This window comes from Pseudomonas sp. AC252 (assembly GCF_979258105.1).
This window is the reverse complement of record NZ_OZ409837.1, coordinates 4,500,432-4,514,941: the sequence shown is the minus strand read 5'-3', so window position 1 is coordinate 4,514,941 and position 14,510 is coordinate 4,500,432. Positions and strand designations below refer to the sequence as shown.

The window sequence follows — 14,510 nt, the reverse complement described above, 5'->3', positions numbered from 1 at the left end:
CCGAATCACCCGAAGGATTTTCAGGTGCAGCGCGCAGTGTAGACAGCTGCGCGCTGCACGTCACCGTCAAGGGCTTGCCCAGCACGAAAGTTCAGATTCAAACCTTCTTCATACGGACCTTCGACAGCCCCGCTACTGCTGTTTGTTCTCAGGCCGAATCCTGAACCAGATCGCGTACATCGCCGGCAGAAACACCAGCGTGATAATCGTGCCAACAAACGTGCCGCCGATCAGCGTGTAGGCCAGCGTGCCCCAGAACACCGAGTGGGTCAGCGGAATGAACGCGAGAATCGCTGCAAGCGCGGTCAATAACACCGGGCGCGCCCGTTGCACTGTCGCTTCGACTACGGCATGGAACGGCGCCAACCCTTCCTGCTCGTTGTGATGAATCTGCCCGATCAGGATCAATGTGTTGCGCATCAGAATCCCCGACAGCGCAATCAACCCGACCAGCGCATTGATGCCGAACGGCTGGTTGAAGATCAGCAGCGTCGGCACCACACCGATCAGGCCTAACGGCGAGGTAAGGAAGACCATGATCATCGCTGAGATCGAGCGTACCTGGACGATGATGATGAGCAGCGTCATGGCGATCATGATCGGCAACAACGGCAGAATCGCTTTGCCGGCCTTGCCGGATTCTTCGATGGCGCCCGCCTGTTCAATCCGGTAGCCGGAAGGCAGGTTTTCGACGATCGGCTGCAACTGCTGGATGATCGCGCCGGAAACGTCCGGCGGCTGCAAACCTTCGGCGATGTCGCCACGCACAGTGATGGTCGGCGTGCGATCGCGGCGGCGCAGGATCGGGTCTTCCATGCGCACTTCGATCTGGCCGATCTGCGACAGCGGGATGCGCTGCCCCGCCGCTCCGACCAGCGTAAAGCCTTCGATCTGCGCCGGATCCAGCCTGATATTGCCCGCCGCGCGGCCGACGACCTGGACGGAACGGATGTCCTCGCGAACCGCCGTGATCGACACGCCGCTGAGCAGAAACTGCAACTGCTGGGCGACCGCGCTGGACGTCAGCCCCACCGCCTGCAAGCGGTCCTGATCCAGGTTGAAATGCAACGTCGGCGTCAGCGGCCCCCAGTCAGTGTTGACGGTTCTCATCATCGGGCTGTCCTGCATCACCGCCCTGACCTGCTCGGCGATGTCGCGCAGTTTCGCCGGATCAGGCCCCATCACCCGGTAGGCCACCGGGAATGGCGAGTACGGCCCGAAGACGATTTGCGTGGCCCGAATGCGCGCTTCTGGAGCAAGCCCTTCGGCGACCGCTTCACGCAAACGCAACTTGAGGATTTCACGGGCGTCCTGGCTGTCGGTCAGCACGACGATTTTGGCGAATGATGGATCCGGTAATTCCGGCGCCATTGCCAGGAAAAACCGTGGCGCACCCTGACCGATATAGGCGGTGACGATTTTGGCCTCTTCCTGCTTGTGCAGCCAGGCTTCGACTTTGGCCGCCGCGGCGCTGGTCTGCTCGATGGACGTGCCGTAGGGCATCTGCACTTCGATCATCACTTCCGGGCGGTCAGAGGTCGGAAAGAACTGTTTCTTCACCAGCCCCATGCCTGGGATCGCAACGGTGAACAACACGACAACCACGCCCGCCACCAGCCATTTGCGCGTAATCACCCACGCCAGAATCCGCCGGAAACGGTTGTAGCGCGGCGTGTCGTAGATCGCCGCATGCCCGCCTTCGACTTTCTTGATATCCGGCAACAGCTTCACGCCCAGGTACGGCGTGAAAACCACGGCGACGACCCACGACGCAATGAGCGCGATGCCGACAATCCAGAACATGTTGCTGGTGTATTCACCTGCCGTTGATTGCGCGAATCCGTTGGGCAGAAAGCCAATCGCCGTGACCAGCGTACCGGCCAGCATTGGCGCTGCGGTATGGCTCCAGGCATAGGCCGAGGCCTTGATGCGGTCGTAGCCCTCCTCCATTTTCACCACCATCATTTCAATGGCGATGATCGCGTCATCGACCAGCAAGCCGAGCGCCAGAATCAGCGAACCCAAGGTGATCCGGTCAAAGTTCTTGCCAGTGGCCGCCATCACCACAAACACGATCGCCAGGGTCAACGGCACTGCCGCTGCGACCACCACGCCGACACGCCAGCCCATGCTGAGAAAGCACACCAGCATGACCACCAGCAGCGCGACAAAGAATTTGACCATGAACTCGCCGACCGCCGAGTCGATATTCACCGCCTGATCGGTGACTTTCGAGAGGGTCATGCCCAAGGGCATTTCTTCGTTGATCCTGACTGTCTCGGCATCCAGCGCCTTGCCCAGATCGAGGCCGTTCCAGCCCTCGCGCATGATCACGCCGAGCAATAACGCTTCTTCGCCGTTGTTGCGCACCAGAAAGGTTGCCGGGTCTTCGTAGCCGCGCTCGACCGTCGCGACATCAGACAGCTTCAGGGTGCGTCCCTGCGCGACAACCGGCGTGTCACGAATTTTCTGCAACGTGTCGAACGCGCCGTCGACGCGCAAAAACACCTCTGGCCCTTGGGTTTCGACCGATCCGGCGGGCGTCAGCACGTTTTGATTGTTCAGCGCGGCGAAGATGTCCTGCGGCGACAAGCCCAGCGTCGCCAAGCGATCATGGGAAAACGAAACGAATATCCGCTCGGCCTGCTCGCCGATGATGTTGACCTTTTTCACCCCCGGTACGTGCAACAGGCGTTGGCGTAAAGTCTCCGCGTCGCGCACCAGCAAGCGCTGCGGCTCGCCCTTGGCTTTCAAGGCGAAGAGCGCGAAGGTCACGTCGGAAAACTCGTCGTTGACCATCGGCCCCATGACACCCGCCGGCAGCTTAATCGCTTCGTCGTCGAGCTTTTTCCGTGCCTGATAAAACTCTTCCTGCACCTGCGATGGCGGTGTGCTGTCGAGCAACGAGACCACGGTGAATGCGAGACCCGGGCGGGTGTAGGTTTCCGAGCGGTCATACCACTTCAGTTCCTGCAAGCGTTTTTCGAGGGGTTCGGCGACCTGATCCTGCATTTCCTGCGCGGTCGCCCCCGGCCACGCGGTAATCACTGTTAGCTGCTTGACCGTGAACGGCGGGTCTTCCGCCCGGCCCAATTTGAAGAACGACAGGACGCCGGCCACAGCGATCAGAAAAATCAGAAACACCGTGATTGCGCGCTGGCGAACAGCGATGGCGGAAAGGTTGAACCGGCCCTCGCTCATGGACGGCTCCCGGCAATCTGGCCATCGTCGCGCGCAAGCAAGCGCACTTCTTCGCCATCGCGCAGCAGATGCGCGCCCAGCGCAACAATCGGTTCGCCGACGTTGAGCTCGCCAGCGACACGGGCCGAATCATCGCTCAAGCCCAGCACCTCGACCGGGCGCCAGCTCACTTTCGCCGGTGTGCCTGCGATCACCCACACACCGGGGCCCTCGCCTGCGTTGTAGATGGCGGCGATGGGCACTTTCAATGCCTGTCTTGGCGTAGAACCCTGGCCGATATCAAGGGTGACCGTCGAGCCGATTGGCGCATTGGCCAACCTGCCTTCGAGCACATAGCGCGCCTCAAACGTACGAGTGGTACTGTCGGCCGAATCGGAAAGCAGTCGCAGTTTTGCGCTCACGGCAGCCGACGTATCGCCATACAGTTTTGCCTGAGCGGTGGAGCCCGGTGCGGGCCGCAGGGTCTCGGGCAAATGGATGATGGCCTCCCGCTGACCGGCCCGCGCCAGCCGCACCACCGGTTGTCCCGGGCTGACGACTTGCCCGGGCTCGGCGAGGGTTTCCACCACTACGCCATCAGCGTCTGCCACCAGAACCGCGTAACCCGAGGCGTTGCGCGCGACGTCCGCTTGCGCCACAGCGGCGTTGAGTTGCGCCCCGGCGGTGTCGGCCGCGGCTTTGAACTGATCGTAGGCCGATGCCGAAATAGCGCCGGCGGCGACGAGTTTGCGATTGCGCGCTTCGTCACCGGCAGTCTGTATGGCTCGGGCGCGAGCGGCGCTCACCGCTTCTTGCTGAGCTCGCGCCTGCAGGCCGAGGTCGATTGGGTCGAGGCGCATCAGTGGCTGGCCGCGCTTGACCGTCTGACCGGTATCAACCAGACGCTCAAGCACCTTGCCCGAAACGCGAAAGCCCAGATCGCCCTGGGTGCGCGCAGCGACGACGCCGGTGAATGATCGTGTTCCATCTTCTGCCGGTTGCACCGCCGCCGATCTGACAATCGGCGCCAAGGTACGTGGATCTTTTGCGCTGGAGGAATCCCCGCACGCCGTCAGGGCCAAGGGCAACAAACATACCGCGAGGGGAAAGGTCGGAGCCGGCGCATGGAATTCCTCTACTGAAAATAGGATGATCATCATATTCTCAGTCTTGTGACCGATGTCGTCAACAGTCACTATGTCGCCGGCCCGATTTTCAGCGCTGAATCAGAAGCGATAGCTGACGGAAGTACCGAGTCCACTGGCGCTGTTCTTGTATTTGGCGCTGTACGACCCTTTGCCTGCCGAGATGTCGTTGATCTCGACGCTCTCTTCCCAGAGATAGGAATAGGCGACGTCGATGGTGACATTCTCCGCTGGGGTCCAACCGGCACCGAGGCTGAACACCTTGCGATCGCCCGTGGGAATGCGCGGCCCGCGATTGGTGTTGTTCGCCGGCGATTGATCAACCGAGAACCCGGTACGCAGCACCCATTGGTTGTTCAACCGGTACGCCGCGCCGATGGCGTGCGCCCAGGTGTCATGCCAGTTCTGCTCTTCGCTGATCGTGCCCAACTGGGCGGCGAGCAATGGCGGCAATCCACTGTTTTCGATGGTCAGCTCTTTGAAGCGACTCCAGCGCGTCCAGGTGCTGCCGGCATACAGCGTCCAGTCGTTGTTCAGTTGATGGGTGACCGAGAAGTCCACGGATTCAGGTGTGTCGACGTCAAGCGACGCGTCATAGCTGCGACCGCTTACGCCGAGCACGTTGAAGATGCCATCGCTGAGTTTGCTTTTCGCGTCGAGGTGGTAACTGACTTTTGAATGATAGGTCAGGCCCAGGCGGGTCTGCTCGGTGGCCTGCACCATGACCCCGGCGTTGAAGCCCAGCGCGGTGTCGTCGCCGGTGCTTTTGACTTTGCCGTCGTTGCGCCCGGGGCTCAGCGGATTGGCGACCATCCCCGACAGCTCGCCGCTGATGCGGTTGATGGTCGGGCCGAAGCCGATCGACACCTTGTCGTTGAAGGCATAGCTGATCGTCGGCTGGAACGTCAGCGTGGTGACTTCGCTTTTGTTGGCGTAGTAGCGGCCGGCGAAACCACTGCCGTAGTCGGTGATCAGGCCAAACGGCACGTAAAACCCAACGCCGAACGCCCAATGCTCGTCGATCGGTTTGACGTAATAACCCATCGGCACCGTGGTGGTCGGCACCATGTCGCCGTCTTCCTTGCCGCCGAACGTGCTGCGGGTCTGGCTGATATCGGACTTCGCAAACAACGTCGCCTGCCCCACGCTGGCCTGCTCGCGCTTGAGCCGCGCCATGCCTGCCGGGTTGCCGAAAACGGTGCTGGCGTCTTCCGCCGAAGAAGAGCGACCGGCAAAACCCGATCCCATGCCGCTGACGCTTTGCTCATTGAGCGCAAAACCGCCCGCCAGAACGTTCGACGACGCAAGAACGACAGCCAGCCCCACCGGGTGCTTGAGCATTGTTTTTTTCATTGTGTGGACTCTATGGGTGTCTCGGAAATGGAATGACCAAACTGCGGCGCCATGTTATCCGAGTGACCATATCAGTCAACCGTCACTTCCAAAACAGCGGAAATGTCGTTGCGTCAGGAATAGGATTGGTTTTGGGGCGACTGATCCGACTCCTCGGATCAGCAGAGCGTCAAGGCATCAAGCTGCGCAAGATGAGGTTCGAAGTCAGCGTGGGCGCCACTTCGATGAAATCCAGGTTGTGTTGCAGCATCAGGGGATTGACGAAGGGCCGCAGGGCCAAGTGGATCGATTCGACGGTTTCATCCAGCGGCGTCCTGCGCTCGAACTCACCGGCCTCTCGCCCTTCACGGACAATGTCGGTGATAAAGCGCTTGATCTGCGCATCGTAACGCTGCGCACTCGGCCAGTTTTCGCCAGCGGCGAATGCGGCAATGTCGTAGAGCTTGCGGTCGTTGAAGAACAGGTTCACACCCGTGGCGATCACGGTTTTCACCAAGCGGCGGAAGCGCTCGGTCGGCGTCAGGTCTGCTTCATTGATCGCCTGCTCGACCGCCGCCACGATCTGCCCCAGACAGTTCGCGCAGATGGCTTCGCCTATCGCCTGCTTGGAATCGAAGAATTTATAGATGTACGCCTTGGAGAAACCGATGGCCTTGGCCAGATCGGACACCGTGGTTTTGGCATAGCCGTACTGGCTGAAATGCTCGTTGGCCGCCGCGACAATCTGATCACGAATGTCGTGTTCGACGGGACCACGCGGGCCGGGGAAGGATGGGGAAACTGAAGTCTGATTCATGTCGGCAGCTTACTCACCCGCCCGCCGACTGACAACGTGTGACACATTTCAATACCACTATCCACCCACTGTGGGAGCGAGCCTGCTCGCGAAGACGCCCGCCCAATCGACGAAGAACCTCAGTCGAACCCTACCCCTCCAAACGCCTCGGATAGCAAAGCTTATTCCCTGTTCGCTCGGCCGCAGGATTGAGTATTGCCTCCGTGGACTTGCCTATGTCCATGATGTGCAAGACCTCCACGCCTCGGCTCAGCAGGTAATCGGCAACTATTCGACGATGGCAGCGCCACCAGACAGCCTCCGAGCACATGATCGCGCAGCGTCTGCTGTCGCTGAGCCGCAACAGTTGATTCAGCCCCTGTTCAAACTCATCCGAAAAGGCGTAGTCCGCATAGTTGTGGAAGCTGCGGTTGTCCCAGAATGCGTTGACCTCATTCGGCACGGTTTTCGATTTCTTGCGCAAACCGCCGAGGCTGGCGATCTGGTAATGCTGGATGTCAGATTCGGCGAGCAGGTCTGGCAACACATCGAGGTTGTATTGCGGATTGGTCCGCGAGCGCGGCACGGTGCGGATGTCCACCACGGCGTTAACGTCGAAACTTTTCAGCATCTGGATGAAGACGTCGATTGGCCGGGTGGAATGGCCAATGGTGAAAATGACTGTGCTCATTGGCTGGGCTTGCTGATCGCGGAAAACTTCATGCGAGAGCAGCCGTGCAGCAACATCCCGACAATGAGCAACGCCCCCGCGCGCAACCACGTTTCCCAGCCTTGCTGACTGAGCAGCACCAGACACGAGACGATCGCAAGCACCGGGACAAAGGTCGGCACGCGGAAGTGATCTTCCTCAATCCTGTCGCGACGAAGGACGAGCACCGCCACATTGGTACTCAGAAACACGAACAACAACAGCAATACGACGGTCTCTGCCAGCGTTGCCAAAGTACCGGTGAGCGTCAGCGCAATCGCTACCAGGGTGGTTGCGACAATGGCAGCCCACGGGGTTTTTCGTTCAGGCAGCACCGCACCTAAAACACCCGGCAACAGCCCAAGGTTGGCCATGCCATAGGTCAATCGACTGGCCATGATCATGGTCAACAGCGCACCGTTGGCGACAGCGATCAGCGCAATGAAGGAGAAGAGTGTCGGTGGAATTTGGAGGGTCGATGCACGGACAACTTCGAGTAACGGCGCCGACGTGGCGACCAACTTCTCGGTAGGCAACACCGAAGAAGCTGCCACACCCACCGCCATGTAAACCACACCAGCCGTGAGCAAAGCCGCGAAAAGAGCACGCGGATAAACCTTGCGCACGTCCTTGATTTCCTCCGCCAGATTCGCCGAGGTTTCGAAGCCAACGAAAGAATAGAAGGCCAACAATGCCGCCCCCAGCACCGCCAGCATCGGACTGACGCCGGGCTTGAACGTGAGCGTCCGCCCCAGGTCCGCCTCGCCTGTGCGGAAATACCAGACCGCAGCCACGATCACCAGAATCAACCCGGACAGTTCAATCACGGTCATCACCAGGTTTGCCCCAAGCGACTCCTTGATCCCCCGCGCATTGAGCAGGCCGATAGCCAGAAGAAAGACCAAGGCTGCATTCTGCGGCGATACGTCGACAAAGGCGTTCAAGTAATCACCGGCAAACGCCAGCGACAAACCCGCAGCGCTGGTGACCGCAGCCGCCAGCATGCAAAAACCGACCAGGAAGGAAATGAGCGATGATTTGAAGGCCTTTTCCGCGAACACCGAAGCCGCGCCGGCGTGGGGATATTTGGTCACCAGCTCTGCGTAGGAACCCGCCGTCAACATGGCGAAGAACAGCGCAATCAGCAGCGGCACCCAAATCGCGCCGCCCACCTCCCCTGCAATCGTTCCGGCGAGTGCGTAAACACCCGCGCCGAGTACATCGCCGAGAATAAACAGAAACAGCATCGGGAAAGTGATAGCCCGGCGCAGAGCAGGTTTATGAGTGGGAGCCGTCACGGTCATTCCTTGGTTCAGGTGGGTAGGAGCTGGAGGGTTGTCACCTCAAACAATGGAAATGGCGCCGAAAGCAAAGTTCAAAATGTGTGATGGGGCTTGTCGGCACGACGCTATAAACATTGCCAACTCGACACCTGTGGGAGCGAGCCTGCTCGCGAAGACCCCAGCCCGATCAACACAAAACCTCAGCCCAAACCAATTCCCTAAACACCTCGTTTAAAAGCGATACCCAGACTATGCCAGCAAGCTACAACGCCTTGCGCCATTGCCTACGACTACGCCAGAATCCGCCGGCTTGTGCGCCTCGGGCCGTGGTTCTATCGTTGGCCGGTCACTGAAAACAGTGATCGGGTTTGGTAGCCCGTGTATATGAGGTGCGCAATGACACCATTTGGCGAAGTCCTCGCCTGGCTTTCATGGTGGCCATGCGCAGGGCGCTTTCGAGCGCGCCGGTTTTCCTCGTGTCCCGGTCTACCAACCTGCGCATGGCCGCCACCCTTCGTTTGGTAGCGAACGGGTGATGGCTCCTTTTAAAGCGGCACGAGGAGAAAGATCATGTTCAAAGTCACGCCAAACCCGCCACAGTTAGACCCAACCTCCCCCTACGAATCCCTCGACTCAAAAAACTCCACGAAGCCGCCGACCGCGCCCTCGACCACTACCTCAAACCCAGCGACACCATCAAAACCACGCCCTACCAAACCAGCAGCATGTTCCTCGCCAACCCGAAAACCGCGACCGAAGAATTGCTGGTCAATGCCAGCGAATCGCTGGGCTCGGCCTCGGTGATGTTGAGTGATGTGATTGGAATGGTTGAAGGATCTGCGCGCAAGACACTGCAAGGTATCGCGCAGGTAGTGATGCTCGGGGAGCTGGCGGTTAATCAGGCGTTGGATAACGTCGTGCCGGTGGAGTAAACGAAGATGCCCTGTGACGGCTATGGACCGCGTCCCTGGACGCCAATCGCGTTAGCCGGCAGGGCAAATCATCGGCTCGACACCTCGACCGCCCTGCGCAGCCGCCAGGCGTCCTTCGCTGGTGGCATACCGAACAAGCGGGCGTAGTCTCGGCTGAACTGCGAGGGACCTTCGTAACCGACTGTATATCCCGCCTCTGCGGCATCTACTGCTTCGGTGACCATCAGTCGGCGTGCTTCCTGTAGCCGCAACTGATTACGAAATTCCAGCGGGCTCATTGAGGTAATCGCTTTGAAATGCACATGAAACGAGGAACGGCTCATCCCGGCGATACCGACGAGGTCATCTACCCGGCATGCTTCGTTGTAGTGACTGCGCAGCCAGGCAATAGCCTTCGCGATCTGGTTCAAGCGGCTGTCTGCTTGTGCCATCTGCCTGATGATGCTGTTGCCATTCTCGGTTAGAAGGCGATAAAGCATTTCGCGAATCACCAGCGGAGCGAGCGCTTCGATATCCCGTGGCCTGTCGAGCAGCCCGGCCAGCCGAACCGCAGCATCCAGCAGTTCTGGAGTCGTATCGTTGAGCGTAATGCCTGCCGGCGGTGCACTGACGCTCTCTTCTCTTAGCGGATGGCGCAGCGCAAGTTCACTCAATACAGCGGTATCGAGATCCAGCGCCAGGCACAGATAGGGAACAGCCTCACTCGCCTCGATGACCGAGCCCATCACCGGAAGGTCTACCGATGCAATCAGGTACTTGGCCGCATCGTAAACATAGGCGGTAGTGCCCAGCATCGCTTGTTTCCGTCCCTGAGCCACTAGGCAGAGTGTCGGCTCGTACACCACCGGCATAGGCATCGTGGGCGAAGCCGAACGAATCAGGCTGACACTCGGAATTGCGGTGCTGTGAATGCCGTCATTCTGGGCGTGACGACCAACGATATCGACAAGCTTTGAAAGGGAATTCAAACACAACTCCATAACGAGGGCATGCGGCGGTTCGACATCTGGTATCGGATGATCAAGCAAGAAATCAGGACGATCCTGCAACAGCCCTCCTCCGCTCATACGTCACACTTCAGATGAGGCCCAGAGATACTGCCGTCCACACCCGCGCCGATTCTTTGCCAATGCCTCATATAGAACAACGGGTGTGTGGAAACGCAACTAGCGGCTTACAGATAACAACAACGGCCCATCCAACTCGACGGGGCTCATCGGACAGATCAAGGAGCACAGCAAATGACGTTTGTTCAACGCCTCTCTACAGCGCTAGCACTAGTTCTCACCACACTCATTGCAGGGCCGGCGCCCGCCGTGGCCAGCGAACCGACTACGGAACGCAACCGCCAATTCATTGCGCAAGCGTTCAACCAGTGGGCTCAAGGCGGCCGGACGTTCTTCACAGATGTGCTGGCTCCCGATGTGATCTGGACAATCAAGGGGACGAGCCCTTGGGCAGGTACTTATCGGGGCCGAGACGACTTCCTGAAACGCGCAGTCCAACCCTTCGCAAAACGGCTCGCCTCGCCCGTTCGCCCGACGGTGACGGATATCTGGGCTGAAGGCGATGACGTCGTTGTCCACTGGGACGGCACCGCCACCGCAGCCGACGGCGCGCCTTATCGCAACAGCTACGTATGGATCATGCGCATGCAAAACTCGCAGGCAGCCGAAGTCACTGCCTTTCTCGACCTGGTGCCTTACGATGACGTTATCAGGCGGATTCCCCTTCAAGCTGGCGATGTGGAATAGATAAGCCCGCCAGGATCGCCTGAAGGATCTGCTTGCAAGAAGCTGCAAGATATACGGAGGGGCCAGCTACCGAATGTCGGGTTTCGGCCAATAGCCGCCATCCATGAGAGGCTACTTGCGTCTCAATGAGTTACGGCTCTTTGCTTGGGGAAGAACGCACTGTTATCTCACCGTAGTCATGGACTGATGTAGATACTTCGTAGCGTTTTCCATGCAGCGCTGTCAGATAAAAAGCTTTTAACGACTGGCTCTGGGTCGGCTCAAAATCTTCGCGTATAGGGTAGCCTTTAGGGTTGCGTTTACGCTTTAGCCACAGAGAAAAGAAATAGAATGCCGAGATCACTGGTATGAGTATGCCTAGGTATAGCATCGCTGATAGAGTTTTTGGTAGTTTGTCAGGCTGATGAAAAACTTCTGCCAATGTGTAGTCCTCGTATATCCACCATAATGCAAAAAAAGGCAGAACGGGCTACTAACGATCATCGCGAACGCAATCAAAGCAGTTAGTCTTTCATAAATAGTAGCCTTGGAATCATCAGTGGTTATAGCAAAATCTGAATGCTGTCCGAACACACGGCCAGTCCCTTTTATTACTGCTCTGGGATTGCCAGCCGTGTAAAAACCGATTTGCACCCATTCGTCTTGATTCAAACAGTCAAAACCAATTTGATATCTGTTCTGATCTACTAAATTGATGGAAAAATCCATCGCCTGATGAGGTTTAGTCACACGGGGTGGCCCAATAACTTTGATATCGTCACCCAAGTCAATCGTGATAGGTGCACTGGGTGAAATTTCATCGCCTCGCACTGCTTCTCGACCTCTATTCCACACGCGCACAACGATAAAGTAAACGTTGTCCAGCGGCTCACCAGCGAGATCGACAATCCGAAAAGGACAATATTCAGTGGCCTCTGCAACGATCTGGCGCCCTAAGACTTCCAATACCAAGTCTTTCTTTTTCTCGGTTTGTTTGGCGGCGATAAGACTGAGCAAATATCCGAGAACTCCCCTAGCCCCAGCAAAATCAAGTCCTTCGTATCAAGAAGGGTTATTGACTCTAAGATTTCTTGCATTTTTATCCTAAAAAAACATCGTATTTAAAATGGTGAGTCTTGATTAAAGCCGCGATGAGGCACTTTTATTCGAGTAGAGACTGTGCTCGGATCATCGGATCGCTCCAAAATCTGTAGGCATAATAAACGACAGCTCTTGGCCGAAAGCAGCCATCGAACTGTGCCCTACTTTTGACCGAAGCAGAGCTATAGCTATCGCTATTCAAGATCCAGAGTCAACTCTAGGCTCCTGATCCACTCCTCAGGTGCGGAATATCTTGCGTAATAAGCAGTTCTTTCTGCTGGACTTAGCGATGAAAAAAACGGAAAGAAATAGTTGTCGTTGTAAAAACCTTGTGCCCCCTGCATGTCACCTCCCCACCAAGACGCCTCGTATCCATCGAAGACCAACCACGGAGGAGGAGCCGCAATTTTTGTTTCGCTTAACCGGGACAATAGCTGAGAACTGTTGGTGACCAGCCGAATCGTAGCGCTATTGAATTCTTTATATGAAATAGACAATATAAGCTGCTCACCACTCAGCCGATGCTGAAAGCGAGTTACGACCAATCCATTGAACACTCTTTCATTGACGGGTGAGAACCGTTCGTTAATAAGGTTTTCAACACCAGCCACCTCAGCTTTGTCGATGACAAAACTTGAGTAATAGGCTTGTATTCCTGCAGGAGTCAACGCTGAGTAAACAGGGTAATTTCGATGCCCTGCTACAGCCTCAGTGATCGTGATTCCAAATATAGATTTTAACTCTACAACCGAATAACCAACGATTTGCTCCTCAGGGGTAGTCTTGAACACCTTCTTCATACGACCTAACCAGCTCATATACTTTTTCACTCTTGTAAGTAGTCAGCGAGCCAGGTCGCGCCCAGGTACCCTGCAGTGCCAAATATTATTCCACCGATTGCACCACTTACAAATGCACCAGGTCCGGTTTCTATACCAACCGCAGCACCTGCAACGAACCCTATCCTTGCACCGGCCATCGCGCCTCCCCAGCCGCCTGCTTGTTTCACCACTTCGACAGAAATAGGTTTAACGCTTTTCTGCTTAATTGATTCTTCTGTGGCTAATTTTAGGTCATACGCAGTAAATCCAATGGCGAAAACCCTTACGACTCTTGCACCCTTCATGAGCGTATTGGTCACTTGATAAGACCTTGGTGTGAAAATCGCATTAGCTGGTACTTTTTCTGCTTTCACCAGTACTTCTTTGTCGATATCTCTCACCCAGCTAGCAATCTGGTCGATTCTCGCCGAGTTCTTCGGAGCTACTTTTTTATAGTCTTCTAACGACTTAAGGATTTCCTCCGTCGTAACTAACTTTGCTCCAGCCGCCTTCGCTTTCTCAATGTCGATATAGACAACTTTACCGTCGAACCTTGGAGAGCCGCTGGGAAACTCGGAGCTTGTTGAAAGATAGCTTGATGGATATTTCCTGCTGCTGAATACATGTTCTGCTACGGTGGCATTTGAGTTCGGAGCGACGGGGCGCATACCATATTTTTCGGGCCAGACTTCGTGTTTCATCTGGAATTCCGGTAAATTTTTTGCAACAAGATGAGGATTGTCCGGAGACGAGTAAATTTTTCTAACTAAAAATCCATCCTTTCCGATTTCATCGACTGCGACGAAAAGATGAATATTCGCCGGCATCGCATAGCCTGGTACGTTACTTACCGAGCCGGCTTCCTTGTTTGTGGGTACTTTGCAAGAAAACTCCGTCATGCTTCACCCCACTTTTCAAGGGCCGCAACTCCTGTAGTAATTTCCAGAGTTTCTTGTTTGCTCGTAGCAATTCTCGGAGTACGTCCTGACTCATCCGAAAACCCGGTATAGACCATTCCTGACTCATCTTTGATGTGGTAGGGAACGTTAGCTAATGGCTGACCATCAGTACCAACGATACGAAACTGCTCATCGAACACCAGTGCCCAAAGCGGCATTGCGGAAGGAGGTGTGAAATCCGCTGGAGTATGCGAGTTACCAATTATTACGGTACTGGAGCCAGTGATGACGTTATTCCCATGGGCGCCAGTGCTACCAACGGTTGCTGCAGGTAACCCATTGATGAGCACCGTCGAAGCTACATCTCCGACGATAGGGCTGCCACATGCGCTCTTATCAGTTTGCCGAGCGGCAGCTAACCCATCGAAGAAAACGTCTGGAGACCCAGAGGCAATTGGATTAACGCCATGACCAGGCAGAGGGCAAGAGGTAGGATCGGTAACGCGAGCGGCAGGTTTGCCTGACATCTTTAACATCCTTGTAAAATTAGAATCGGAAGAATTCTGGCATAAAAGGAGG

The 14,510-nt window shown here is 56.5% G+C and carries 12 protein-coding genes and 1 pseudogene; 2 read left to right on the top strand and 11 right to left on the bottom strand.

What is annotated here, in order from left to right:
• Positions 1-132 precede the first annotated feature (132 nt).
• The 6 genes from ACZZZ4_RS20825 to ACZZZ4_RS20800 all read right to left on the bottom strand — a co-directional run bounded on the left by ACZZZ4_RS20825 (position 133) and on the right by ACZZZ4_RS20800 (position 8,466).
• Complete coding sequence (locus ACZZZ4_RS20825; RefSeq protein WP_463548636.1) at positions 133-3,201, bottom strand: efflux RND transporter permease subunit; 3,069 nt, start codon at positions 3,199-3,201, stop codon at positions 133-135.
• Positions 3,198-4,337 (bottom strand): efflux RND transporter periplasmic adaptor subunit, encoded by a 1,140-nt coding sequence (locus tag ACZZZ4_RS20820; RefSeq protein WP_463548635.1) that lies wholly within the window; start codon positions 4,335-4,337, stop codon positions 3,198-3,200. Before ACZZZ4_RS20820 ends, ACZZZ4_RS20825 begins: the two co-directional genes overlap by 4 nt.
• 69 nt (positions 4,338-4,406) lie before the next feature.
• Complete coding sequence (locus tag ACZZZ4_RS20815) at positions 4,407-5,678, bottom strand: OmpP1/FadL family transporter (protein WP_415762748.1); 1,272 nt, start codon at positions 5,676-5,678, stop codon at positions 4,407-4,409.
• A gap of 169 nt (positions 5,679-5,847) precedes the next feature.
• Positions 5,848-6,474: a TetR/AcrR family transcriptional regulator gene (locus ACZZZ4_RS20810; RefSeq protein ID WP_463548634.1), complete on the bottom strand. Its 627-nt coding sequence runs from the start codon at positions 6,472-6,474 to the stop codon at positions 5,848-5,850.
• Positions 6,475-6,604: 130 nt separating this feature from the next.
• On the bottom strand, positions 6,605-7,144 hold the full coding sequence (locus ACZZZ4_RS20805) for a DUF488 domain-containing protein (RefSeq protein ID WP_463548633.1): 540 nt from the start codon (positions 7,142-7,144) through the stop codon (positions 6,605-6,607).
• Positions 7,141-8,466 (bottom strand): APC family permease, encoded by a 1,326-nt coding sequence (locus ACZZZ4_RS20800; RefSeq protein ID WP_463548632.1) that lies wholly within the window; start codon positions 8,464-8,466, stop codon positions 7,141-7,143. The genes ACZZZ4_RS20805 and ACZZZ4_RS20800 overlap by 4 nt, the downstream gene beginning before the upstream one ends.
• Before the next feature lie 549 nt (positions 8,467-9,015).
• On the opposite strand from ACZZZ4_RS20800, the pseudogene ACZZZ4_RS20795 reads away from it, so the two are divergent.
• Positions 9,016-9,377 (top strand): annotated as a pseudogene (locus tag ACZZZ4_RS20795) (DUF6124 family protein).
• A gap of 68 nt (positions 9,378-9,445) precedes the next feature.
• Here the strand turns inward: ACZZZ4_RS20795 and ACZZZ4_RS20790 are convergent.
• Positions 9,446-10,426, bottom strand: a complete 981-nt coding sequence (locus ACZZZ4_RS20790) for an AraC family transcriptional regulator (protein WP_463548631.1) — start codon at positions 10,424-10,426, stop codon at positions 9,446-9,448.
• A gap of 192 nt (positions 10,427-10,618) precedes the next feature.
• On the opposite strand from ACZZZ4_RS20790, the gene ACZZZ4_RS20785 reads away from it, so the two are divergent.
• The gene (locus tag ACZZZ4_RS20785) at positions 10,619-11,131 is read left to right on the top strand and encodes a nuclear transport factor 2 family protein (RefSeq protein WP_463548630.1); all 513 of its coding nucleotides are present in this window, start codon (positions 10,619-10,621) and stop codon (positions 11,129-11,131) included.
• A gap of 357 nt (positions 11,132-11,488) precedes the next feature.
• On the opposite strand, the gene ACZZZ4_RS20780 is transcribed toward ACZZZ4_RS20785, so the two are convergent.
• From ACZZZ4_RS20780 to ACZZZ4_RS20765, 4 genes are all read right to left on the bottom strand, one after another.
• Positions 11,489-12,127, bottom strand: coding sequence for a hypothetical protein (locus tag ACZZZ4_RS20780; RefSeq protein ID WP_463548629.1), 639 nt, complete (start codon positions 12,125-12,127; stop codon positions 11,489-11,491).
• A 278-nt stretch (positions 12,128-12,405) separates the two neighbouring features.
• Positions 12,406-13,011: a hypothetical protein gene (locus tag ACZZZ4_RS20775; protein ID WP_129998504.1), complete on the bottom strand. Its 606-nt coding sequence runs from the start codon at positions 13,009-13,011 to the stop codon at positions 12,406-12,408.
• Positions 13,012-13,037: 26 nt separating this feature from the next.
• The gene (locus tag ACZZZ4_RS20770) at positions 13,038-13,931 is read right to left on the bottom strand and encodes a glycine zipper family protein (protein WP_463548628.1); all 894 of its coding nucleotides are present in this window, start codon (positions 13,929-13,931) and stop codon (positions 13,038-13,040) included.
• Entirely contained in the window at positions 13,928-14,458 is a 531-nt protein-coding gene (locus ACZZZ4_RS20765; protein ID WP_080769371.1) for a PAAR domain-containing protein, read from the bottom strand. The genes ACZZZ4_RS20770 and ACZZZ4_RS20765 overlap by 4 nt, the downstream gene beginning before the upstream one ends.
• Positions 14,459-14,510: the final 52 nt, after the last annotated feature.

Coding starts and splice junctions, on each gene's coding strand:
- ACZZZ4_RS20775 (WP_129998504.1), bottom strand. CDS start 13,011: ATGAAGAAGGTGTTCAAGACTACCCCTGAGGAGCAAATCGTTGGTTAT.
- ACZZZ4_RS20800 (WP_463548632.1), bottom strand. CDS start 8,466: ATGACCGTGACGGCTCCCACTCATAAACCTGCTCTGCGCCGGGCTATC.
- ACZZZ4_RS20785 (WP_463548630.1), top strand. CDS start 10,619: ATGACGTTTGTTCAACGCCTCTCTACAGCGCTAGCACTAGTTCTCACC.
- ACZZZ4_RS20810 (WP_463548634.1), bottom strand. CDS start 6,474: ATGAATCAGACTTCAGTTTCCCCATCCTTCCCCGGCCCGCGTGGTCCC.
- ACZZZ4_RS20815 (WP_415762748.1), bottom strand. CDS start 5,678: ATGAAAAAAACAATGCTCAAGCACCCGGTGGGGCTGGCTGTCGTTCTT.
- ACZZZ4_RS20765 (WP_080769371.1), bottom strand. CDS start 14,458: ATGTCAGGCAAACCTGCCGCTCGCGTTACCGATCCTACCTCTTGCCCT.
- ACZZZ4_RS20825 (WP_463548636.1), bottom strand. CDS start 3,201: ATGAGCGAGGGCCGGTTCAACCTTTCCGCCATCGCTGTTCGCCAGCGC.
- ACZZZ4_RS20805 (WP_463548633.1), bottom strand. CDS start 7,144: ATGAGCACAGTCATTTTCACCATTGGCCATTCCACCCGGCCAATCGAC.
- ACZZZ4_RS20820 (WP_463548635.1), bottom strand. CDS start 4,337: ATGATCATCCTATTTTCAGTAGAGGAATTCCATGCGCCGGCTCCGACC.
- ACZZZ4_RS20770 (WP_463548628.1), bottom strand. CDS start 13,931: ATGACGGAGTTTTCTTGCAAAGTACCCACAAACAAGGAAGCCGGCTCG.